Below are 22,634 nucleotides of genomic sequence, written 5' to 3' on the forward strand. Positions count from 1 at the left end.
TCCCATTCATGAGCAAACCCTTGATCCTCGACGGCGGCATGAGCCGCGAACTGCTGCGTCTCGGCGCGGGACTGAAGCAGCCGGAATGGTCGGCGCTCGCGCTCGTCGATTCGCCGGAGATTGTCCGGCAGGTGCATGACGAATTCATCGCCGCCGGCTCGGACGTTGTGACCACCAACAGCTACGCGCTCGTCCCCTTCCACATTGGCGAGGAGCGGTTCTGGAAGGAAGGCGCCGATCTCATCGCGCTTTCCGGACAGCTGGCTCGCGACGCCGCCGATGCCTGCAAGGATCGAAAAATCCTGGTCGCCGGCTCGCTGCCGCCCATCTTCGGCTCTTATGAGCCGCAGAATTTCGATCCGTCACGCGTTCAGGACTATCTCAAGGTTCTGGTAGAAAACCTCGATCCTTATGTCGATGTCTGGCTCGGGGAAACCCTCAGCCTGATCGCAGAGGGAGAGGCGGTTCGGGCCGCGGTCGCCGAAACCGGCAAGCCGTATTGGATCTCCTTCACACTGGCCGACGATGCCGCGCAAAGAAATGGCGCCTCGCCCAAGCTCCGATCCGGCGAAGCCGTCGAGGATGCGGCTCGCTGGGCCGCATCATCCGGTGCCGACGCGCTTCTTTTCAACTGCAGCAAACCGGAGGTCATGCGAGAGGCCGTCGATGTCGCAGCGGAGGTTTTCAAGCAGAGCGGCCACAATCTGCAGATCGGCGTCTATGCCAATGCCTTCGAAGGTGAACAAGGCGAGTTGGCCGCCAATGAAGGCCTTCACGCGACCCGGCAAGATCTGAATGACGACGCCTATTCGCGCTTTGCCTGTTCATGGGTCGATGCCGGCGCAACGATGGTAGGCGGTTGCTGCGGGATTGGCGCCGGGCATATTCATCGGCTGAAGAAGGCTCTCCTTACTCAAAGCGTATAGCAAGAGCCGCCACGAACATTGATCCGCAAGGCGATCGCTGGCCATAGGACCGAGATAGATCTTTTAGTCATGCACCGTTGCTGCGGCCTGCGGAGCCGGGCCTGGAGTCCGGCTTTGCAGGAGTTCGCCGCGCTCCTCCAGAACGGGATAGGCGGCAGCGGCGACCAGATGGGAATTGATCTGTTTGAGATCACGTAGCAGGTCGAGGTGAAGAGAACTGGTCTCGACGGTCTCGATCCCGCCTTGCCGCAGGCGTTGGAAATGAGCCTCCGTACCCTCACGCTCCGCTTTGCGAAAGATAACCTTCTCCTCCGCCAGCATGCGAGCGGTGCTCTCGTTTTGGGTCATGAGCAAGGCCGCCGTCGTGCGCAGGTTCGTCTGCAATCGATCGAACAGCCGCGCCAATTCAAGTTGGCCCTCCTTCGAGAAGTTCAGACCCCGGCGCAGACGTTTGGCCAGATGCGGCAAGAGGTTCTGATCGAGAACGTCGCCGGCGTGTTCCATATTCATCGAGAACAGCAGGATCTCGTTCAAGCGTCGTCTGTCGGCCTCGCCGAGTTCATCGGGATCGATCGAGGTGAGATAGGTCTTTACGGCCGCATTCAGACTGTCGAGGATATTGTCCAGCGACCGCAATCGCGTCAGCGCCTTTCGATCCGTATCCGACAGGGCAGTCTTGGCGCCGGCGAGCATTTCGGAGAGGACATCGACCAATCTCAATGCCTCCCGTGCTGCCGCGCCAAGCGCGACGACAGGCGTCTCCTTGGCAGCCGGGTCGAGATATCGGGGACGCGTCGGATCGGCCTCGTCAATCTTCCGCGGCAGCAATTTGGTCAGGAGATCGGCATAGGGCCGCAATAGCGGCATGAACACCATGGCCAAAACGACGTTGAAGGCGGTATGAAAATTGGCGACGGCGCGGGCGCTATCGCTATCCACCAGCGCCGACAGGCGCGTGACCGGTTCGAGAAAGCCAATCAGCGCGGCGACGCCGACAATGCGTGTCATCATATTGCCGATGGGTAGGCGTTTCACCGATAGATCGGTCCCCGATTGCCCTTCGATGAGCGGATTGATCGCGGTTCCGAGATTGGCGCCCAGAACGAGCGCAAAAGCCTGGTCGACATCGACAAGGCCCTTGCTCGCGAGAGACATGATGAGCAACACGACGGCCACGCTGGAATGGGCGGCCCATGTCAGAATAGCGGCAAGGAGCATGCTCAGCACCGGCGTCGCGGCAATCGCATCGAGGACGTATGCAAGCGCCGTCGATCCCTCATACTGAGTCATCAGGTCGAGAAGTTGATGCAGCGCCAGAAGCATGAAGCCAAGCCCGACCATAACCCGGCCAAGATCGTGCACGCGTGAATTCCCGGTTCGGCGGAACATCAGCACGCCGATCAGGATCAGCGCCGGGGAAGCCGCCGCGACATTGAAAGACAACACCTGGACGATCAGGGTCGTGCCAACATTGGCTCCCAGCATGACGGCAAGCGCCGGCACAAGATCCACCAGGCCACCGGCCGCGAAGCCGGAAGCCATCAGGCCGGTTGCCGTGCTGCTCTGCAGGATGGCAGTGACGCCGATCCCGGCAAAAAACGCCTTGGTGCGATTGCTAAGCGCGCGGCCCAGAAAAGACCGCAGATCAGGTCCGAAGGCGCGCTGAATGCCGGTCTGGACCATACGCGTGCCCCAGAGCAGAAGGGCGATGTGGCCGGCCAGAGCAACGAGGCCGAGGATAAGCGCCATAATGGTCCTCCATAAGCCTGCGATCTCTCCCGAGACAAGCGCTGGGAATCAAGATTGCAGATTGTAAACTTTCATTAGCCGACTATGTTCTTTGTCTTTGCACCTTTTGCAAGGGCGGATTGTCATAAAACTGTTATGTAATATTTTTTCATTTAAAATCAGCGAGATAAACCGACACAGATACGATTGCCTCGCTATGACGAATAAGCGCCTTACCGGAAAAGATCGGTCCAAAAACGACGGTTTCTATCCACGGCAACACAACCTCGCCTTTTCCCTGTAATCCAGGGTATATCTGACCAATGTATCTATACAGCCATCTCAGCCTGCGCCAGATCCCGTCCGCCGGCTGAGGCGATAGCTTGGCGAGGAATTCGAGATGGCGCATTTTGTCTGCATCACATGCGGTACGCAGTTCAGCGAGAGCGACGCACCGCCGCGAGCCTGCCCGATCTGCGAGGATGAGCGTCAATTCGTACCCCAATCAGGTCAGGAATGGACCGATATGGCAAGCATCGGCCAGACGCATAGCGTGATCTGGACCAAGCAAGCGGAAGGCGTTCATGGCCTGCAGATCAAGCCCGATTTCGGTATCGGCCAGCGCGCATTTCTGATCGAAGGGCCGGATGGCAACATTCTGTGGGATTGCCTCAGCCTCATTGACAAGGCCACAAAGACGCGGATTGCTGCGATGGGCAGCCTGAGCGCGATCGCGATCTCCCATCCGCATTTCTATACGTCGATGGTCGAGTGGAGTGCCGCTTGCGGCGGCGCACCGATCCATATCCATGCCGACGACAGCGAATGGGTGCAAAGGCCGGATGCCGCCTTGCATCCATGGAGAGGCGCGACGCTTTCGATCGGCTCGGCGACCATGATCCGATGCGGCGGCCATTTCGACGGCAGTTGCGTGCTCCATTGCCCCTGGCTCGAAGGCGGGCGCGGCGCCCTCTTCGTCGGCGACACGATGCAGGTGACCATGGACCGCAAATTCGTGAGCTTCATGCGCAGCTACCCGAACCTCGTTCCGCTCGACGCCAAGGCAGTAACGAGGATATTGGAAGCGGTTCGGCCCTATCGTTTCGAAGCGATTTACGGCGCATTTCCCGGCCGAACGGTCGAGAGCGACGGCAACCAGGTGGTGGAGCGTTCGGCGGAAAGGTACCTGAAGGCGATCGCAAACTGAGAATCTTGCGCCGGAAATGCCGCAGACCTAATTTTCCAGCGCCGCCTGCCTGTCCTTTACCAGTCGCGCCGGCAGATTGACGGTGACAGACAAACCGCCAAGGCTAGAGCGGGCGAGCGCCAGCTTGCCGTCATAGGCCTCGACCAGATCCTTGGCGATCGCCAGGCCGAAACCGGTTCCGGCGATGCTTTCATCCAGCCGCCTGCCGCGGCGAATGAAAGCCATCTCGGCATCCTCCGGCAGGCCCGGACCGTCGTCCTCGATGCACAGTTCCACGCCCTCGAGCTCGGGCAACTGCGACAGGCGAACCTTCACCTTGCCAGCCGTCCACTTTCTGGCATTGTCGATCAGATTGCCGGTAATGTCGGCAAAATCCGCCTCGTCGATCGCCAGCCACATCTCGGGCGGCGCCACAAGCTCGAAGTCGATCTTGCGCTCGCTCGACAGCCGCCGCATGACGGAGATGATCTTCTGAAGATCGGCGCTGGCATCCATCACGCCGACGGTATGGGCGGCCGCCAGGCTGGCACGGGTTTGCGCAAGCGTTCGCTTGATCTGCGCCTCCATCCGGCTGACCTCCGTTTGGATGGCTGCGGCCCGCTCCGACATGCCCTCTTCCGACAGAAGGCGCGCCGTCGCCTCCAAGGCCGCGAGCGGCGTCTTCAGGCCATGCGCCAGATCGCCGGCGCGCGCGCGTGCCTGTGTCAACTGCGTTTCACGCGATGCAAGCAGCCCGTTGAGATCGTCCACGAGAGGCTGGACTTCCCGCGGAAACTGACCGGTGATCTTGCGTGCCGAACGCTCCTGCACCGCCATCAGGGCTGCGCGCAGATCATTGAGAGGTCGTAGCCCGTATCGCAGAAAAGCGATGACAGCCACGATAAGAGCGGCTGAAAGCACGCCAAGAGATGGCGCCATGGCGTAGAAGAAGCGCCAGCGCGCCGGCGCAAGCTCGCTGTTGTCAAGCGCCATGACGATATCGACGATCTGGTCGCCCGTGGCCGAGGGGATCGAAATCGACCGCTCGACGGCAAGAAGACGGCTGCCGTTCGGCCCTTTCATATCCGTCGCTCGCCCGGCATCGCGAGGGCGGGCACGCAGCCAGGGCAGGTTCTGCTCCCAGAGCGATTGGGAGCGCAGCTCGACGGTGCCGTTGCGGCCGACCTGCCAATAGAAGCCACCATTCGGAATGCCGAAGCGGGGATCCGTTGGCGTGTCGTCGAGGAAGAGCTGATTGGAGGAATTTATATCGACCGCCGCCAGCAGAACGCGCAACTCCTCATCTATCTCCGAGAGGGCAAGCGCCCTGACGGCCAGCCCGGAAATGGCGTTGATGCCGACCCCGGCAAGAAAGGTTGCAACGATGATCGCCACCACGGAACCCAGCAGCAACCGCCCTCGCAGCGAGAACGGTGTCATGACGGCGGCGCCTCGCGCGGAATGATGTAGCCCTGGCCGCGCCGGGTTTCGATGACGGTGCCGTCGAACTTGCGCCTGAGACGCGCTACAACCACTTCTAGCGCGTTCGACAGCAGCTCCGTCTCTTCATCATAGATGCTGTCGGCGATCTGCGTTCGGGAAAGCACGGTGCCGGCATTATGCATCAGATAGGCAAGAAGCCTATATTCGAGTGCCGTCACCTGAACCGGCTGCCCGCGAAACGAAACCGTGCGCTGGCGTGTGTCGAGCTCCAGCACGCCATTGGAAAGGATCGGAGAGGATTGTCCGGCGGCGCGGCGCATCAGGGCGCGCACGCGCGCCAGAAGCTCTTCCATGCGGAAGGGTTTGGTCAAATAATCGTCGGCACCCGCATCCATGCCGTCGACCTTATCGCGCCATCCGTCTCGCGCCGTCAATATGATGACAGGCATGCCGCGGCGTTCTGCGCGCCAGCGTCGCAGCACCGTCAGTCCATCAAGCTTCGGAAGTCCAAGATCGAGGATGACAAGATCAAAATGCTCGATATCTCCGCGATACCAAGCTTCCTCGCCGTTGCTCACGGTCGAGACGACATAATGCTGATCCTCCAGGCAGCGGCGCATATCCGCCACAATACTGGGCTCATCCTCAGCAATCAAAATGCGCATTCTCAGCGTCTCTCGATCACGGCAAGTGTTGCGCCGTCGAGCACTATATCACCACGTTTGCCATCCGGCTTCAACACACGCACGGCATAGGCCTGGCGCCCAGCCCGGCGAACCCGCTTGATTCGCAGCACCTTTCCCGGCATTTCGCGCGCAACGACCGCATAGATGTCGCGTAGCGGCCGCAAGCTGCCGGCATCTTCGACCAGAACATTGCTATGTATACGAGCCAATGCTTCCATGCCTGGCAAGCTTAGCAGAACCGCTACCAAGAGAACGGACAGCCAGCGGGGCCAGCCGGCTCTTCGCCCGAATATGCGCAACGATATCAATCCTTCTTTCGAGATGGCACACAGGGCTCGCCCTGCAGCGAACCAAGCATAGCTTTCCCAACATTACAATTCACTGACAACGCCCGTAAGAGAGCTGCAAATTGAAGGGTGTATAAGCACGGGCAGATGGCACGCTGATTGTGCCGAGTTTCGTTCCGCAGAAGATACCATGACTATCCAGATTTCTTCGATTACCCCAAATGCCAGCCTCTCGGTCTCCTCAGGCGGCATTCGGCCTGAGTTCGTCCGCAATGAAACCCTGGTGGACATCTTCAAGGCCACGGTTGCCCGCAGCCCCGACAAGACGGCACTGACCCTGATCGGAACCAACCAGGCGATGACCTATGCCGAACTGGACCGGCTTTCCGATGAGGCAGCGCGTGCGCTCAGCCGTCGCGGCATCGGCCCCGGCGATTTCATCGGCCTTTGGTTCCAGCGCTCCCTCGAGCTACATGTCGCACTTCTGGCGATTCTCAAGGCCGGCGCTGCCTATATTCCCTTCGATGCCGCTGCCCCTGCCGACCGCGTGGCCGTCAGCCTCGCCGATTGCGGCGCGAAATGGCTGCTGACGCATGATGAAAAGGCGGCCCTCGCGCCCGAATTCGACGGCCAAACCCTGATCCTCAAGGCACTGCTCGCAGAAGACGATGATGGCGTCGCGCCCCGCGCCGCCGCTCACGATGATCCGGCCTATGCCATCTATACGTCCGGCTCCACTGGCAAGCCGAAGGGCATCGTCATCACGCACCGGAATATCTGCCATTATCTGCGCGCCGGTAACGACGTCCTCGGCATGGTCGAATCGGACGTCGTTCTGCAGCAAGCTTCGGTCGCCTTCGACCTTTCGCTCGAAGAAATCTTCGTTCCCTATCTGGTCGGCGCGACGCTGAAGGTTGCGACGTCCGCCGTCATGGCGGAGCTGGACAGGCTCGCGGATGTGCTCGAAGCGGAAAAGATCACGGTCATCGACACCGTACCGACCCTGCTCACTATGCTGGAACGTGACGTCGAAAGCCTGCGCGTCATCATCGTCGGCGGCGAAGCCTGCCCTCCGGCGATCGTCAGCCGCTTTTCCAAAGCCGGCCGGCGCCTGATCAATACCTACGGCCCGACCGAGACGACGGTGGTTGCAACCTACGCCGAACTCGATCCTTCCCGACCGATCACGATCGGCTGCCCGATCGCCAACACGACCGCCTACGTCGTCGACGAAAACCTGCTGCTCGTTGCTCGCGGCGATACCGGCGAATTGCTGATCGGCGGACCGGGCGTTGCTGCCGGCTACAGAAACCTGCCGCAGCTGACCGCCGCAAAATTCGTCGCCAACCCCTTCGCAGGCCATGACGATCCGGTGCTTTACCGCAGCGGCGACGCCGTGCTGATGGACGAGGAAGGGCAGCTCCATTTCCTCGGGCGCATCGACGATCAGGTCAAGATTCGCGGCTATCGCATCGAGCTCGGCGAGATCGAAACCGTCGTGGGCGAACTTCCCGACGTGAAGGCCGCATCCGTCGTCGTGCACCGCCCGCCGGATGGCGAGGACATGCTGGTCGCCCACATCGTTACCACGGGTAGCAGCTTCGATCGCGACAAGGCCCGCGCCGTGCTTGCAACCAAGCTGCCGCCCTACATGGTACCGGCCGCCTGGCATAGTCATGTCTCTCTGCCGCGGCTTCCTTCCGGCAAGATAGACCGCAAGACGCTGGCCGCGATCCCGCTCGTAGCCGACCAGCCGACCCAGGCACAAGAGCCGCCGCGCACATGGACGGAAGCACAGCTGCTGAAGGCCGCGACCGAGGCGCTTCGGCTGCGTTCCATCGGCTTCGAAGCGGATTTCTTCACCGAACTCGGCGGCCATTCCATGCTGGCGGCCCGGTTTGTTTCCGAAGTGCGCAAGATCCCGCTGCTCGCCAGCATCGCCCTGCGCGACGTCTATGCCGGCCGCACGCTGCGTGGCATTGCCGCGATCCTGGAGCAGCGCGCCGAGAGCACCTCGGGACAGGAGCGCAGGAGTTTCGAACCGGTGCCGTGGCGCCGGCGTTTTTTCTGCGGTCTCGCTCAAGCCGTGGTATTGCCCTTCATCGTCGCGATCGCAACGCTGCAATGGATCGGCCTGCTGCTTGCCTCGATCCTGCTGATCGATGACGGTGCATCGCTCTGGAATGAAATCCTCATTCTCGGCGGCGTCTACCTCGGTCTCAATCTCGGCGAGAAGCTGATCGTCGTGGCGTTGAAGTGGCTTGTGATCGGCCGCACACGGCCAGGCGTTTATCCGCTCTGGGGCACCTATTATTTCCGCCTCTGGCTGATGCAGCGCATCGTACAGCTCACCGCTCCGAAATTCCTCAAAGGTTCGCCACTTATCCGCGTCTATATGCGCGCACTCGGCGCCAAGGTCGGCAAGGACGCGATGATCGACGAGTTCGAAGAGGGTGCGATCGACCTTGTGCGCATCGGTGCAAGATCCAGCCTCGGCGTCAAGATCAAGCTCGCCAATGTCGAAGTCATCGGCAACGAGATCCATGTCGGCACGATCGATATCGGCGAAGGCGTGCAGATCGGCAATGGCTCCGTCATCGGTCACAACGTCAAGATTGACGATGGTGCCGTCATCGGCGATCTGACGGCGATTGCCGCTGGCACGCATGTCGAAGCCCATACGCGCTGGGACGGCTCGCCCGCCCGCCAGACCGGGCATGCCGAGCACGAAGATATGCCCGCCCATCCGGAGCTTGGAACCGTCGGACGCGTCTTCCAGTTCGCAGCCTATTTCGTTGCCTACAATCTCAGCCTTGTCGTCGGCCTGCTGCCGATCTTCCCGGCCTTCTATCTGTTCTCTGCCGTGCAGCAGATCTATGCGCCCGGCTCCGACGAGGCCTTGTCGTGGGGGATGATCGCCGCGCTCTCCTGGCCGGCCGCCTTCCTGCTGATCGTCGTGTCCATGGCTGTCGTCGTGGCGCTCAGATGGGTGCTGTTGCCTCGCGTCGTGCCGGGCCGCTACTCCATCTTCGGCAATCTTTATTTCCGCAAATGGGTCGTCGGCCTGACCACCGAGGCCATGCTCGAAACCCTGAATTCGCTCTACGCGACCGTCTTCATGCGTAATTGGTACCGCCTGATGGGGGCCAAGATCGGCAAGGGCACGGAGATCTCGGCAAACTTCGCCGGTCGCTACGATCTGATCGAAATGGGCCGCGATAACTTCATTGGTGACGAGACCATCTTCGGCGACGAGGAAATCCAGAACGGCTGGATGATACTCAAGCGCCTGAAGACCGGCGATCGCTGCTTCTTCGGCAACTCCTCCGTCATCTCGCAGGGTGCGGTGATCGAGAGCGATTCGCTCATCGGCATCAAGACGCGCCTGCCCGACTCCCTACACGTCAAATCGGGTGAAACCTGGTGCGGCAGCCCCGCCTTCCAATTCCCGACGCGCGAGAGGCTGGAGGCGGCTGCGAACACCACCTATGCACCGCCGCTCCGCATGCGCCTTGTGCGCATCCTGTTCGAGGCCATGCACACATCGCTGCCGACAGCCATCCTGATCGTCATGGCACTCGCAATGTCCGACATGCTGGCCAGCGAAATCGACAATGGTGCCTGGGGCAGCCTATTCTGGACACTGATGGCCGCGGGCCTGGCGACCTCTGGCATCCTCTATCTCGTCGCCGTCGCATTCAAATGGACGCTGATTGGCACCTACAAGCCGATGAACCGGCCGATGTGGTCGTGGTGGGCGATGCGTACCGAGGCCGTTGCGGTGTTTTACGGCGGTCTCGCCAGCAAGATGCTGCTCGACTATCTGCGCGGCACGCCTTTCCTGCCCTGGCTGCTCCGTCCCTTCGGCGCCAAGATCGGCCAGGGTGCGTGGATCAACAGCACCGATATCTGCGAATTCGATTGCACCCATATCGGCGACCATGCGGTTCTCAATATGGGATCCTGCCCGCAGACCCATCTCTATGAAGACCGCATCATGAAGGTCGGCCGCATCACGATCGGCGAAGGCGTCTCCATCGGCTCAGGCAGCACCGTGCTTTACGAGGCCAATGTCGGTGATTTCGCCGAAATCGGATTGCTGACCCTGGTCATGAAGGGTGAGGCCATTCCGCAGGGCACGTCGTGGGTTGGCGCACCCGCCCAGGCAGTTCAAGCCGAGCAGGAGCCGGCTCCGGTCGCTCACAAAGAGACCCTGCCCTCCGCCGCTGCGTGAGCGCGGTATGACGACCCCTCGATTCGAGGTCGTCCTGGCGGTCGCTGATGCGATCGCCATCCTCGTCCGCCCGATGCCCGGCGGACGAGCAGAGCGTGATCAGATCGCGCAAATAGCCTTGAGAGAAGCCACACAACGGGACGATCTTTCCATCTATCGCCGTCCCAGCGAGCGGCCGGCGTTAAGGCCTCCGTATCACGAGCTAGGCGTTTCGCTTTCGCATCGCACCGATCTGCTGCTGGCAGGTTTTGCGGCTGGTAGCGCTGTCGGTGTGGATATAGAGGTCGAAGATATCAATGGTTTCGAACCGGTGGCCTTTGCCGCCGACCACTTCTCGCCACGGGAAGCGGCCGCCGTGGCCACACTCGATAGCGCAGCGGCGCTGGAGGTCTGTTACCGACTCTGGGTCGCCAAGGAGGCGGCCTTGAAGATAAGCGGCCGCGGTATTTTCGACGGGCTGGACGAACCTGATCTGGCGGCGCAGCTGAACCTCCTCCGCACCGATGGCGCAACGATCCATCTTGGCGCCGGGTCGCGGCTGCCGCCGATTGCGCTCGCAGTGACTCGATTTTCCAACGCTGCGGATCAATCCGTCTATTGTGCCCTTGCTAGGGATATGCGCTGAGCGACGATCCCTCGGCTGCGAGCAGCCCGGCTAGAAAGGCGGTGGCAGAAGGACCCGCGCCTTCCCGCAAGCGTAGATATTTCAGGGACGCGGCGGTGCGTCGGCGTCTTCGCGCGAGGCAAACCAGTTTGCCAGCGTCGCGCCGGAAATATTGTGCCAGACGGAAAAGATGGCGCTGGGAACCGCGGCGATCGGCGAGAAATAGGCCGTCGCCAACGCGGCACCCAGGCCGGAATTCTGCATGCCCACTTCGATAGCCAGCGCCTTGCGCTTGTAGAAATTGAGTCCGAGCACTTTCGATGCATAGTAGCCGAAGAGATAGCCAAGGCCGTTGTGCAGGATAACGACGGCAAAAATCAGCAGGCCGGACTGCACGATGGCCGCCTTCGACGCACCGACGACAGCCGCAACGATCAGTACGATGCCGATGACGCTGACAAGAGGCAGAACCGGTATTGCCGCACGAACCAGACCCGGCACGGCTTTCTGCGCGACAAAACCGAGCAGAAGCGGCAGGATGATGACCTGCACGATGCTAATGAACATCGACCAGGCATTGACGGGCAGATACTGGCTTGCGAACATCCACACGAGGAACGGCGTGACGATCGGCGCAGCCAGCGTCGTCACACTCGTGCATGCGACCGACAGCGCTACGTCGCCGCGCGCAAGATAGGTCATGACATTGCTCGAGGTGCCGCCCGGGCAGCAGCCGACCAGAATGACGCCGGCGGCGACTTCCGGCGGCATCGGAATGATCCGCGTCAGAAGCAGTGCCAGCGCCGGCATGATGCCGAAATGTGCAATGACGCCGATCGCGACCTCATGGGGACGACGCGCCAGCTCGCGAAAGTCGTCAACGGATATGGTCAGTCCCATGCCGAACATGATGATGCCGAGAAGCACGACGATCCAAGGGGCAAGCTGCTTGAAGACGTCGGGCAGGAAAAAACCGAGGACGGCAAACAGGATGACCCATATGGAAAAGGTCTTGCCGACGAAGGCGGAAAAGGATGCCAGGAATTTCATGGAATCTCCGGGGGAGGGAGCACAATGACATTCGGCCGGTCTAAACCCGGCGCATCGGGTGTCAAGGCTTCGAACCGCTCGATCCGTCCACTTCCATCATCGATACGGTATGAATCTGTCGACGAGCACAGCAGGTTTGTCCTGCGAGGAGCCAATACATGACCGTTACCGAGCCCGAGCCGATGTCCCGCACGAAGGCCTTATCCTACGCGATCGGACTGCCGCTGGCGCTGCTCGTACTTATCTTTCTGCCCGCCGGTCGTCTCGACTGGCGGCCTGGATGGGTCTTCATCGCGTTCCTGGTGGTGAGCTATGGAATAGCGTTTCTGATCATGCGGCGCGTGAATCCGGTCATCTTCCAAGCGCGCAGCCGCTTCCAGGCCGGAACCAAAGGCTGGGATCTCATCCTGGTCTCGCTGATCTTCCTGGGCATGATCGCCGAAATACCGCTTGGAGCCCTGGATGCCGGCAGGATGGAATGGTCGGTAATGCCAACCTTCATCGTGATCCTCGGTTATCTCCTGCTCGCGGCAGGCATCGCGCTCGCGACATGGGCTCAGGCGGTCAATCGCTTCTTTGAGCCCGGCGTGCGCCTCCAGCGCGAACGCGGCCAGCACGTCATCAGCGACGGTCCCTACGCCTACGTGCGTCATCCCGGCTATGTCAGCGCGATCTTGGTATTTGCGGGACTGGCATTGGCACTGGGTTCCTGGTGGGCCTTGATCCCTGCCGCCTGGGCAAGCGCCGTGCTGATCCTGCGCACGAGTTGGGAAGATGCGCTGCTTCATAGCGAGTTGGAAGGCTATGCCGACTATTCCAAGCGCGTTCGATTCCGATTGCTGCCGGGTATCTGGTGACGCTCTGTTTCACCGGCGCTAGGTGTTGCCATGCCAAAGGGAGCGGAGGCCACCAGCCTCTCCTTTCAGCGGATCCCTTGCCGGTATGCCAAGTTCGTCGATCATCGCCTGCTGCTCGGCCGTTGGCATTTCCCGGCAGAGATCGGCCTCCTGACCTGGCGGATAACCGCCGATCACGAGCAGGTCGTTGCTCGCCTCCAGCCGACAATGGCCGGTTCCGGCCGGCAGCAGCAGGGCATCGCTGGCTTGGACCGCGATTTCCTTACCGGCGGGTCCACCGATCATCAGCCGGGCCTGACCCGCGGCGATGCCCAATATTTCATGGGCCGTCGAATGAAAATGGTGAAAGGAATAGACGCCGTTTCGCCAGAGGCCACCCCACCCATTGGTCTGAAATAGCCGTTCGAAAGCCCCTGCCCTGTCGGGGCCGTCAAGCACCTGCCGATAGACGATAACCGGAAATCGCCTGTTGTTGGGAACCCAGCCGGACTGCTCGAATTGGATTGCCTGCTCCATCCGTTCTCTCCCTGTCGATTGCCATCATAACCGCCGGACCTCGCTGCGGTTCCCGCGGAAATTCGGGAACGATTGCCTGCCGCTGGGGTTTGGAAACGGGCATCCGATCAACGATACAGCGAAAGGATAGATCATGCCTTCCATCAATTCCGCACATATTCTCATTCTGGCAACGGACGGCTACGAACGTTCAGAGCTCCGCGTTCCGCTCGACGAACTCAGCAAGCGTGGCGCCGACGTCAAGATTGCCTCCGTGAAGAAGGACAGCATCAAGAGCTGGGACAAGACCAATTGGGGCGACAGCGTCGACGTCGATCTCCTGGCCAAGGATGTCGACGTGAACCAGTTCGATGCGCTGGTGCTGCCGGGCGGCCAGATCAATCCCGACAAGCTGCGCCTCGAAGGAGACGCCATGCGTGTCGTCCGCGAGTTCCTGAATTCCGGCAAGGTGGTCGCCGCCATATGCCACGCACCCTGGCTGCTCGTCGAGGCCGACGCATTGCGAGGACGCCAGGCAACCTCCTATTGGTCCATCAAGACGGATGTCAAAAATGCTGGTGCGACCTGGAAGGACGAAAAGGTCGTGACCGATGAAGGCATCATCACGTCCAGGTCGCCCGACGATCTTCCGGCCTTCGTCGACAAGATCGTCGAGGAAGTTCAGGAGGGCCGGCACCGGCGTCGTGCAGCCTGACCGCCCGATTCCAATGAAACTTGCGAAGCCCCGGCAGCAACTGTCGGGGCTTCGCATCTTTTCCCGGCAGCAGAGCGGGAGCAGAGCCAATCCGCATATTGACTGGCCGGGCATGCTTTGATCTGTTGGCCGGACATGACAATGCCTGATGTCCGCCGGAGGTAGACGGATATCGGGGAGGAAAGCAGGGCATGACGATGGAGGCTGTGAGGGCGGTCAGCCTGAAGCAGGTGGCGATTTCCTTTGAAATAGCCGGCAGGACACGGTTCGATGCTGTAGCAGCGACCAATCTGGACGTGGGAGCGCATGAGTTCGTGGCCATCGTCGGGCCGACAGGCTGCGGCAAATCCACCCTTCTCAATGCGACGGCGGGCCTTTTGACGCCGGCGTCAGGGACGGTCGAAGTCTTCGGCCAGCCGCTGAAATCCATCAATAAGCAGGCAGGCTATCTCTTCCAGCAGGATTCGCTGATGCCGTGGAAAACGGTTCTCGAGAATGTTGCGATCGGATTAGAGATCGCGGGAACGAATACGGCCGAGGCGAGACGAATTGCGCGGGATTGGCTGGGGCGCGTCGGTCTTGCCACATTCGCCGATCGTTTCCCGCGTATGCTCTCAGGCGGCCAGCGCAAGCGTGTCGGCCTCGCCCAGGTGCTCATCCGCAATCCCAAACTGCTGCTGATGGACGAACCCTTCGGGCCGCTCGATGCGCAGACCCGCCTGATCATGGGCGACCTGCTGCTGAAACTGTGGTCCGAGGACCGCAAGGCGGTGATGTTCGTCACCCACGATCTCGATGAGGCAATCGCCCTTGCCGACCGGGTCGTCATCATGTCGGCCGGTCCGAAATCCCGCATCATCGGCGATTTCAAGGTCCCTCTGGAGCGACCGCGCGATATCGGCGAGATACGCCACGATCCCGTATTCAACCGACTGCATCGTGATATCTGGCAGGCGCTGCGCGATGAGGTGATGACTGCCTATCGCCAGAGCAGCGGAGAGATCGCATGAACCGTTCTCTCCTTCTCCTGCTGCAAATCCTGGTGGCTGTGGCCCTTCTGACTATCTGGCATCTCGCAACGAATACCGGCCTTTTCGGCAACCCGAAAACCATATCCTTCTTCTTTGCCGATCCGCTCAAGGTGGCGCAGCGCGTCATTCAATGGTTTGCGACCGGATCGATCTGGTATCACCTCTGGATCACGCTATCGGAATCGATCCTGGCCTTTCTGCTCGGCGCCTTCGGCGGCATCGTCTTCGGCTTCTGGTTCGCGCGCCGACCGCTGATTGCCGCCGTCTTCGACCCTTATGTGAAGGCGGCCAATGCACTGCCCCGCGTCGTGCTCGCCCCGATCTTCGCGCTGTGGTTCGGCCTCGGTATCTGGTCGAAGGTCGCGCTCGGCATCACCCTCGTCTTCTTCATCGTCTTTTTCAACGTCTATCAGGGCGTCAAGGAGGTCAGCCAGCCGGTGCTGTCCAACGCCCGGATGCTCGGTATGAACGAGCGACAGCTGTTGCGCCATGTCTATTTGCCATCCGCGCTTTCCTGGGTGTTTTCCAGCCTGCATACCTCAGTCGGCTTTGCCGTCGTCGGCGCCGTTGTCGGCGAATATCTGGGCTCGGCCGCCGGCCTCGGCTATCTCATCCAGCAGGCTGAGGGTGTCTTTGATGTGACGGGCGTCTTTGCGGGCATGGTGGTTCTGACCGCATTCGTCCTGCTGGTGGATTGGGTCATGACGATGGTCGAACGGCGCCTGCTCTCCTGGCGCGGCCAATAGCGCATCGAGAATAGCGAAGTGGAGGAACAAGGATATGGAACGCAGGACATTTCTGATCGGGACGGCAAGCTTCGGTATCGGCGCATCGCTTGCCGGCATCCTGCCCGCCGCGGCACAGGATGCGAAACCGGAAAAGCAGGATCTGTTGATCGGCGTCGGCGGCAAGCCGCTGCTCTATTACCTGCCGCTGACGATCGCCGAGCGAAAAGGCTTCTTCAAGGAAGAAGGTCTCAATGTCACCATCAATGATTTCGCCGGCGGTTCGAAATCGCTCGAAGGCCTGATCGGCGGCTCCCTCGATGTCGTCGCCGGTGCCTATGAACATACGATCCGCATGCAGAACAAGGGGCAGGATATCGTCGCGATCTGCAATCTCGGGCGCTTCCCGGGCATCGTCATCGCCGTGCGCAAGGATCTCGCCGGCGAGATCAAGTCGATGGCGGACATGAAGGGCCGTAAGATCGGCGTGACCGCGCCAGGCTCCTCGACGGCGCTGATGTTCCAATATGCCATGCTGAAGAACGGGCTGAAGACCGATGATGCATCGCTGATCGGCGTCGGCGGCGGGGCCGGCGCGGTTGCCGCGGTCAAGAGCGGTCAGATCGACGGCCTTTCTCATCTCGATCCGGTTATCGCGCAATTGCAGTATGACGGCGACATCACGGTGCTTCTGGATACGCGCACCGAGGCCGGTACGCGTGCGCTTTTCGGTGGTCCGAACCCGGCCGCGACCGTCTACATCAAGCGCGAATTTGCCAAAGAGAATCCGATCACCGCGCAAAAGACGGTCAATGCCTTCATGAAGGCCCTGAAATGGATCGCGGCAGCAAGCCCCGAAGATGTCGCGGGCGTCGTTCCGGAGGAATATCTGCTCGGCAATCGCGACCTCTATATGCAGGCCTTCAAGAATTCCAAGGAAATGTATTCCCCGGACGGCATGGTCACGATGGAAGGCTATAATTCCATGATGGGCGTCCTGAAAACGCTCGATCCCGAACTCGCCAATGCCGACGTGCCCTTTGAGAAGACATTCGATCCGACCTTTGCCAAGGCCGCAAAGACCTGATCGCGCAATGGACGACAAGCGATAACCCGAGTGCCGCCGTCGTCCACGGCGTCACGTCGCTACGCAAATCAGCCCTTCTCGACCCGCAATCCTTCGAGAAAGGTGCGAAATGCGCCGACCGCCCGTTTCGAGGTCGTCTCTGGATCGTCCGAATTGGCGATCCATTGCGCCGCGCAGCTGCTTGCCGCATTGATCAGGCGAGCGCCCGCTTCCGGGTCAATATCGACGATGATACCGTCTTCGTGAAGACAGCGAAGGCTTTCTGTAATCGTGGCGATACAACCGTTGGCGCTCGGCCACCCTGAGGGTTCGCCGAGCACGGCCGGACCGTCACGAAACATGATGCGCTGAATTTCCGGCTCCAGCGCCATCTCGACGTAACCGACATTCTCGTCAACGAACGCCTGCCAGCGCGACGGTGCTTGAGATGAGATCTGACAGAGCCTTGCGGTCATTTCGGCATCGATCTCGTTGATCACGGCCTGCAACAGGCCCTTCTTATCGCCAAAGTGGTGGTAAAGGGCCCCTCGCGTCAGCCCCGCCGTCGCTGTAAAATCATCCATCGATGCCTCGGCATAGCCGACGCTGCCGAATGCTTTACGGGCGGCGGTCAGCAGCTTGGCTCGCGTTTCGGCAATCATTTCACTGCGAGGTTTGCGCATTGCGTCTCCGTCGGCTCTCTGCATTCACTTGCATACGCTGCGTATATTAGTTGACATACGCGACGTATGCAATTATCCATTGACATACGCCGCGTATGCGTACGCAATCTCGTTCAATTCGGGGAATGTTCCGATGTCCAATCCATATAGAGAGATTTTCCGAGCGCCCGGGGCCAAGGGCTTTTCAGCCGCCGCCTTCTTCGCACGTCTTCCGCTTGCCATGGCGCCGATCGGCATCGTTGCCATGCTGTCGCAGACGCGTGGCGAATATTGGCTGGCCGGCGCGGTTTCGGCCACCTTCGCTCTGACAAATGCTTTCGTCTCGCCGCAGATATCGCGCCTCGTCGACCGGCTCGGTCAAAGTGCCGTTGTCGTGCCGACCACCATCGTTTCGGTCGTCGCCTTCATCATTCTGGTCGTCGCGGCAAATCAGGGCTGGCCCGCCTGGACACTGTTCGCATCGGCCTTTTTCGCGGCTGTCATGCCAAGCATACCTGCCCTGGTACGCGCGCGCTGGACGGAAATCTTTCGAGACCGGCCCGAGTTGAACACGGCCTTCGCATTCGAATCGGCAGCCGATGAGCTCGTCTACATCACCGGCGCATCCTTTTCCGTTGGACTTGCCGTCTCACTGTTCCCGGAAGCCGGGATGATCGCCAGCACCATCTTCCTCGCGATCGGATCAGCAGCCTTCCTGATGCAGCGATCGACGGAGCCCAAGGTTCGTGCAATCGATGCCGAAGCGCCGCAGCACTCGGCGATCTGGCAGCGGCCGGTCCAGATCATCACGCTCGCGCTGATCTTCGTCGGAGCCACCTTCGCTACGGCGGAAGTCAGTGCTGTGGCCATCACCAAGCAGCTCGGCGAACCGAGTGCCGCGAGTATCGTCATCGGTGTCTATGCCCTCGGCTCCTTCATCGTCGGCCTCATCATTGGAGCACTGAACCTCAAAATGCCTCTGCAACGTCAGCTGCTGGTAGCCGCCACCGTCCTTGCCATCACCTCCCTGCCGCTTCTTGTAGCCAACACCTCGGTCGCAATGCTCGCCTTTACCGTTTTCCTCAGCGGCGTCGCCATTTCACCGACCTTCATCACTGCCTTCGGATTGATCGAACGCCGCGTACCGGAGGCCATGCTGACGGAAGGAGTGACCTGAGTCATGACCGGCATCGGTATCGGCATGGCACTCGGCGCCTTCGTCTCCGGCTGGGTGGTGGATAGTTTCGGCCCCGCGAACGGCTTCTGGGTTTCAGTCGCGGCAACTATCGCAGCCGTCCTCGTCATAGCGCTCGGCCAGGCAAGCCTTTCCGGCACCGGGGCGCCCAGCTCCGCCACCGCTACACAGCTGGCCGAATAAGGAGACAGGAGAGCCGCCTGCAGCGGCATATTGCTCCGCGACAAATGTGCCCGGGGACAACTTTGCCTATTCCCGCAACCTATGCGCGCCGAAAGACCCGTTGCCGGGCGCTGACCCAGTCGAGAAAAGTCAGCACCCCTCCCAGAACCAGAAAGGCTGCTGCCAGCAGCCCCATGTTCACCAGGACGGCTTCAAGGCCGATATCGCCAACGTCCAGGAACGGGTATGGGTAGAAGTGAGAGATATATCCATGCGCAAGCGTATAAGCGGAATAGGCTGCGGGAAAAGCCAGCCACCAGAGCACATCGCGCCAGGAAAGCCTGCCGCGTTCACTCAGAAAAATCCAATCCAGGGCATACAGCACCGGAACACAATAATGGAGTATCTGGTCTCCGAGCAGCTGCCAGCCGCGAGGGTGCCAAACGTCCCTTAGCATCAAAACATAAACAATACCCGCAATCCCGACGTAAATGAGAACAGCGCTTCGGATCGACGGCGTGCTCGCCCATCGGCCAATCGACGAGCGCGACGCGATTTGCGCGCAAAGCAGTATCGCGGCGAGGAGAAGATTGGACTGAATGGTGAAATAGCTGAAGAAATTCACCGTCATCGTCAGCCGCGAAACATGCGCGCCGGGTATGATGGCGATATATGAGATCGCGATACCCGACAAAGCAAGCAGGGCAAGCAGATAGCGATAGAGGCGAATCAAGCCTGCCATGATCCCCCGCCCGCTGAATTGACGCCAGAGCGGAGGCTGAGGGAATTCAACATCGACTCGCTCGATTTCATCGAAATTCTATAGCTCATTGAGGACAAGGCGCGCCTTGAAACTTCCGCCAATCCGCCGCCCACCGCGGCAAGATCGACGGTATTGGAGGCATATACCGTCTCGCAGAAGACCATTCGATTGCGGCAAATCAAAAGCAAGCATCGAACGGCCGACGAAATCCTTCGGCCATGAGGTCACGACAGCTCTTGGCCAAGTCGATGTCGACATGTTGAGCCCTGAAAGCGGCTTTGCCTCTCGTGCCCTCGCAGGAGATCGTCAGATGCGCATGCGCGGCACGTCATTGGGATCGAGGCGCAGCTCGATCAGCACCGGGCGATTGCGATTCCGGATGGCGCCCAGGGCGCTTTCAAGCTCGTCGGCCGAGCTGACCGCAATACCGTAACCGCCGAGCGCGGTCGCGACCTCGGCAAATGAGGGCCAGTTGAACAGAGTGAGGCCGGGGTCCATCTTCCGATCGCGAAACTGGATATGTTCGGCACCATAGGCGGAATCATTGCAGACGATGACGATCAGGTCCTGCCCAAGACGCACGGCCGTATTGAACTCGTTGACGCCGCTCATCATGAAACCGCCATCCCCGGTGAAAAGCACCACCGGTCGATCCGGCGCAGCAACGCTTGCGCCGATTGCTTCCTGCAACCCAAGGCCGATCGAGCCGAAATTTGCCGTCACGACGAAACTGCCGGGATCGCTGACCGAAATCCGGCACCAGACCTCGGTCATGAAACGCCCGCCGTCTGTGACAAGCACCCTGTTCTTCGGCAGAGCTTTTTCCAGCTCTTCGAGCGCCCAGATGTAATTCACATATCCCGTATTCGTCGTGCCGCGCTGATCGGATGGGTGGGTGGTGAGCGAGGGGACATCCAGTTCGTGCGTGAAGCCGCTCGGCGGAATTTCCGCCTCGTCCAGCCAATGAACGAAATTGTCTGCCGTCAATCCTGCATCGGCTACCAGGGCTGCATCCGGATGAATGTTCTTGCCGATGGCGCGCGCATCCATATCGATCTGGACGATGCGCTTGCCCTTCAGGAGCTTGCCCCGGTCGCTGGTGAAATCATGCAATCCCGCTCCGAAACAGATCAGGCAATCCGTCCTGGCAATCAGGTCATAGGCTGCAGGCGTGCTGAGCGTGCCGAAAATGTCCATATTATAGGGATGACCGCCGAAGAGCCCCTTTGCTTTCAAGGTCGTCGCAAGCGGAGCCTCCAGCCGATCCGCCAGCCGGATCAGCTGATCGCGCGCACCACAAGCCCCGCCACCCGCGAGGATGAGCGGACGCTTTGCCGAAGCGATCATGCCGATGGCCCTGTCCAGCGCGTCACCCTCGGGCACATATGCGGGAGCATCGAAGACTTCGAAGACAGCCCGCTCGTGAGGCTGTTCGCACCACATGAAATCGGCCGGCATGTTCAAGACGATCGGACGCCGCTCGACCCGGGCACGGTAGAAAGCGCGGGCAACGTCCCGGGTTGCAGTTTCCGGTGAGCGCATCTGTTCGAAGCCGGCGCCGGTGGCCTTGACGACCTCGCGCTGGTCGATGCTTTGCAGATGGTGCGGGTTGACGACCGGCGTGTCGCCCGCCAGGAGCACCATGGGGATGGAACCGCGGGCGCCTTCAGTGAGCGCGGTGACGCAATTGGTCAAAGCCGGACCGTGAGTCACGCTCGCCACGCCCACCCTGCCCGCGACGTGAGCATAGGCAAGCGCCATCAGGACCGAACTACCCTCATGCGCTGCCGGCACGAAGCGGCCGCCGCATCCGCGCACATAATGGTCGATAATAAAGAGGTTGGCATCTCCCATGAGACCGAACATCGTGCCGACATCGTGATCGCGAACCGCACGCGCAATCGACTGGTACACATAGATCGCATTGTCGGTCATTTTTTGTATTTTCCCCTTCCGCAGCCCGGCAGATCATTGATGCTCAGAATATCAGCAAGGCCATGCAAGAGGTGCGCGATTTGGAGATTAAAATCTTCTTTCTGCGCACGATAATCACCCCTTCATCAAATAATGTGCACGATATATGCGGATATGGATATGATGTTTCAACATGCCCCTTTTCAGGCTGATGGTGCGGTTTCATCTCAACCTTTTTAAAGGGAAGCGGGCACCGAGATGGCACTGTTGAGGTGCAGGCAAACCCGCGGGGGCTGGCTAAGAGCCCGAGGCATCCACACAACGGAACGGGCTCGTTGGCAACATTCATCATTGGCCTGGGAAGGCATCTGCCCTCTATCAGGGATGATAATGCTCGCCCGCAAATGTCTACCTGGCGTCGTCGAGCTTGTTGTAACCTGCCTGTATGATATCAATATCGCATGCGTGACCGATGCCGGCCAATTTATAGAGCACATCGCCGACGGCTATATCCACGCGCGGCTTACTCGTCGAATAGACTTTCTCAACCATCGGCTGGATAGCATCTTCGGTGCCACCGGCCGCAAAATAAAGCTCCAGAGCTCTGTGCAGAAATGCATCCCTGCGATCATTCAAATCCATTAGAGACCCATCGCTCACAGTCGAAGCCAGCAGCTTGACTGCCTTATTTTGGTATTCGCTCATACAATCCATCCAAATCTTCTGAATGATATTCGAATCGTAACTCTGCTATAGGCTCTGCACATACAGTCTTTCCCGAGACTGTATTGGTTCGGCAGATGCATAAGTCCTGCGACAATGCGTGCCGACATCAGTTTTCGCCCTATCTCAGTTGGACCAAGACCGGGCATTTTTAAACGGCCGCCGGCGGAGAGCGGTATCTG

At 60.2% G+C, this 22,634-nt stretch carries 19 protein-coding genes and 1 pseudogene; 10 read left to right on the plus strand and 10 right to left on the minus strand.

All coding sequences use genetic code 11. From position 1 onward, the window contains the following. Nucleotides 1-8 precede the first annotated feature (8 nt). Nucleotides 9-926 (plus strand): homocysteine S-methyltransferase family protein, encoded by a 918-nt coding sequence (locus ACK83U_RS27020; protein ID WP_112603062.1) that lies wholly within the window; start codon nucleotides 9-11, stop codon nucleotides 924-926. Nucleotides 927-989: 63 nt separating this feature from the next. Here the strand turns inward: ACK83U_RS27020 and ACK83U_RS27025 are convergent, their stop codons facing one another. After that, a complete protein-coding gene (locus tag ACK83U_RS27025; RefSeq protein WP_412474938.1) occupies nucleotides 990-2,675 on the minus strand; it encodes a Na/Pi cotransporter family protein in 1,686 nt (561 codons plus the stop codon). Nucleotides 2,676-3,054: 379 nt separating this feature from the next. Between ACK83U_RS27025 and ACK83U_RS27030 the strand changes: the two genes are divergently transcribed. Then, nucleotides 3,055-3,861, plus strand: coding sequence for an MBL fold metallo-hydrolase (locus tag ACK83U_RS27030; protein ID WP_112610021.1), 807 nt, complete (start codon nucleotides 3,055-3,057; stop codon nucleotides 3,859-3,861). 27 nt (nucleotides 3,862-3,888) lie between these two features. On the opposite strand, the gene ACK83U_RS27035 is transcribed toward ACK83U_RS27030, so the two are convergent. Genes ACK83U_RS27035 through ACK83U_RS27045 form a run of 3 tightly spaced genes read right to left on the minus strand, consistent with a single transcriptional unit; the run spans nucleotide 3,889 to nucleotide 6,187 of the window. Then, the gene (locus ACK83U_RS27035) at nucleotides 3,889-5,280 is read right to left on the minus strand and encodes a sensor histidine kinase (RefSeq protein WP_112399883.1); all 1,392 of its coding nucleotides are present in this window, start codon (nucleotides 5,278-5,280) and stop codon (nucleotides 3,889-3,891) included. Further along, nucleotides 5,277-5,948, minus strand: a complete 672-nt coding sequence (locus ACK83U_RS27040) for a response regulator transcription factor (RefSeq protein ID WP_015342375.1) — start codon at nucleotides 5,946-5,948, stop codon at nucleotides 5,277-5,279. Before ACK83U_RS27040 ends, ACK83U_RS27035 begins: the two co-directional genes overlap by 4 nt. 2 nt (nucleotides 5,949-5,950) lie before the next feature. Next, on the minus strand, nucleotides 5,951-6,187 hold the full coding sequence (locus ACK83U_RS27045; protein WP_015342374.1) for a PepSY domain-containing protein: 237 nt from the start codon (nucleotides 6,185-6,187) through the stop codon (nucleotides 5,951-5,953). Nucleotides 6,188-6,446: 259 nt separating this feature from the next. Between ACK83U_RS27045 and ACK83U_RS27050 the strand changes: the two genes are divergently transcribed. Together ACK83U_RS27050 and ACK83U_RS27055 are read left to right on the plus strand one after the other, a co-directional pair. Next, nucleotides 6,447-10,490: a Pls/PosA family non-ribosomal peptide synthetase gene (locus ACK83U_RS27050; protein WP_112610019.1), complete on the plus strand. Its 4,044-nt coding sequence runs from the start codon at nucleotides 6,447-6,449 to the stop codon at nucleotides 10,488-10,490. 7 nt (nucleotides 10,491-10,497) lie between these two features. Further along, nucleotides 10,498-11,115 (plus strand): 4'-phosphopantetheinyl transferase superfamily protein, encoded by a 618-nt coding sequence (locus ACK83U_RS27055; protein WP_112610017.1) that lies wholly within the window; start codon nucleotides 10,498-10,500, stop codon nucleotides 11,113-11,115. Between the two features lie 81 nt (nucleotides 11,116-11,196). Here ACK83U_RS27055 and ACK83U_RS27060 read toward each other — a convergent pair whose 3' ends face one another. Then, nucleotides 11,197-12,144: a bile acid:sodium symporter family protein gene (locus ACK83U_RS27060; RefSeq protein WP_112610015.1), complete on the minus strand. Its 948-nt coding sequence runs from the start codon at nucleotides 12,142-12,144 to the stop codon at nucleotides 11,197-11,199. Between the two features lie 158 nt (nucleotides 12,145-12,302). On the opposite strand from ACK83U_RS27060, the gene ACK83U_RS27065 reads away from it, so the two are divergent. Next, the gene (locus ACK83U_RS27065) at nucleotides 12,303-13,001 is read left to right on the plus strand and encodes a methyltransferase family protein (RefSeq protein ID WP_412474939.1); all 699 of its coding nucleotides are present in this window, start codon (nucleotides 12,303-12,305) and stop codon (nucleotides 12,999-13,001) included. An 18-nt stretch (nucleotides 13,002-13,019) separates the two neighbouring features. Here the strand turns inward: ACK83U_RS27065 and ACK83U_RS27070 are convergent, their stop codons facing one another. Next, a complete protein-coding gene (locus ACK83U_RS27070; protein ID WP_112610013.1) occupies nucleotides 13,020-13,517 on the minus strand; it encodes a cupin domain-containing protein in 498 nt (165 codons plus the stop codon). Between the two features lie 133 nt (nucleotides 13,518-13,650). Between ACK83U_RS27070 and ACK83U_RS27075 the strand changes: the two genes are divergently transcribed. The 4 genes from ACK83U_RS27075 (at nucleotide 13,651) to ACK83U_RS27090 (ending at nucleotide 17,054) form a co-directional block, all read left to right on the plus strand. Next, the gene (locus tag ACK83U_RS27075) at nucleotides 13,651-14,211 is read left to right on the plus strand and encodes a type 1 glutamine amidotransferase domain-containing protein (protein ID WP_112610011.1); all 561 of its coding nucleotides are present in this window, start codon (nucleotides 13,651-13,653) and stop codon (nucleotides 14,209-14,211) included. Between the two features lie 191 nt (nucleotides 14,212-14,402). Then, the gene (locus tag ACK83U_RS27080; RefSeq protein ID WP_112610009.1) at nucleotides 14,403-15,221 is read left to right on the plus strand and encodes an ABC transporter ATP-binding protein; all 819 of its coding nucleotides are present in this window, start codon (nucleotides 14,403-14,405) and stop codon (nucleotides 15,219-15,221) included. Beyond that, nucleotides 15,218-15,988 (plus strand): ABC transporter permease, encoded by a 771-nt coding sequence (locus tag ACK83U_RS27085; RefSeq protein WP_112338221.1) that lies wholly within the window; start codon nucleotides 15,218-15,220, stop codon nucleotides 15,986-15,988. The genes ACK83U_RS27080 and ACK83U_RS27085 overlap by 4 nt, the downstream gene beginning before the upstream one ends. 34 nt (nucleotides 15,989-16,022) lie before the next feature. Then, a complete protein-coding gene (locus ACK83U_RS27090; RefSeq protein WP_112610007.1) occupies nucleotides 16,023-17,054 on the plus strand; it encodes an ABC transporter substrate-binding protein in 1,032 nt (343 codons plus the stop codon). Nucleotides 17,055-17,122: 68 nt separating this feature from the next. Here the strand turns inward: ACK83U_RS27090 and ACK83U_RS27095 are convergent, their stop codons facing one another. Next, on the minus strand, nucleotides 17,123-17,716 hold the full coding sequence (locus tag ACK83U_RS27095) for a TetR/AcrR family transcriptional regulator (RefSeq protein WP_162708075.1): 594 nt from the start codon (nucleotides 17,714-17,716) through the stop codon (nucleotides 17,123-17,125). Between the two features lie 133 nt (nucleotides 17,717-17,849). Here ACK83U_RS27095 and ACK83U_RS27100 point away from each other — a divergent pair. Then, nucleotides 17,850-19,073 (plus strand): annotated as a pseudogene (locus ACK83U_RS27100) (MFS transporter). A 79-nt stretch (nucleotides 19,074-19,152) separates the two neighbouring features. On the opposite strand, the gene ACK83U_RS27105 reads toward ACK83U_RS27100, so the two are convergent. The 3 genes from ACK83U_RS27105 to ACK83U_RS27115 all read right to left on the minus strand — a co-directional run bounded on the left by ACK83U_RS27105 (nucleotide 19,153) and on the right by ACK83U_RS27115 (nucleotide 22,434). Continuing rightward, entirely contained in the window at nucleotides 19,153-19,794 is a 642-nt protein-coding gene (locus tag ACK83U_RS27105; RefSeq protein WP_412474940.1) for a Pr6Pr family membrane protein, read from the minus strand. Nucleotides 19,795-20,121: 327 nt separating this feature from the next. Beyond that, nucleotides 20,122-21,750, minus strand: a complete 1,629-nt coding sequence (locus ACK83U_RS27110) for a thiamine pyrophosphate-binding protein (protein WP_112610003.1) — start codon at nucleotides 21,748-21,750, stop codon at nucleotides 20,122-20,124. 387 nt (nucleotides 21,751-22,137) lie between these two features. Beyond that, nucleotides 22,138-22,434: a hypothetical protein gene (locus tag ACK83U_RS27115; protein WP_412474941.1), complete on the minus strand. Its 297-nt coding sequence runs from the start codon at nucleotides 22,432-22,434 to the stop codon at nucleotides 22,138-22,140. Between the last annotated feature and the right edge of the window lie 200 nt (nucleotides 22,435-22,634).

Origin of the sequence: Rhizobium sp. WW22, from assembly GCF_047041135.1 — a bacterium.
Classification (GTDB): domain Bacteria; phylum Pseudomonadota; class Alphaproteobacteria; order Rhizobiales; family Rhizobiaceae; genus Rhizobium.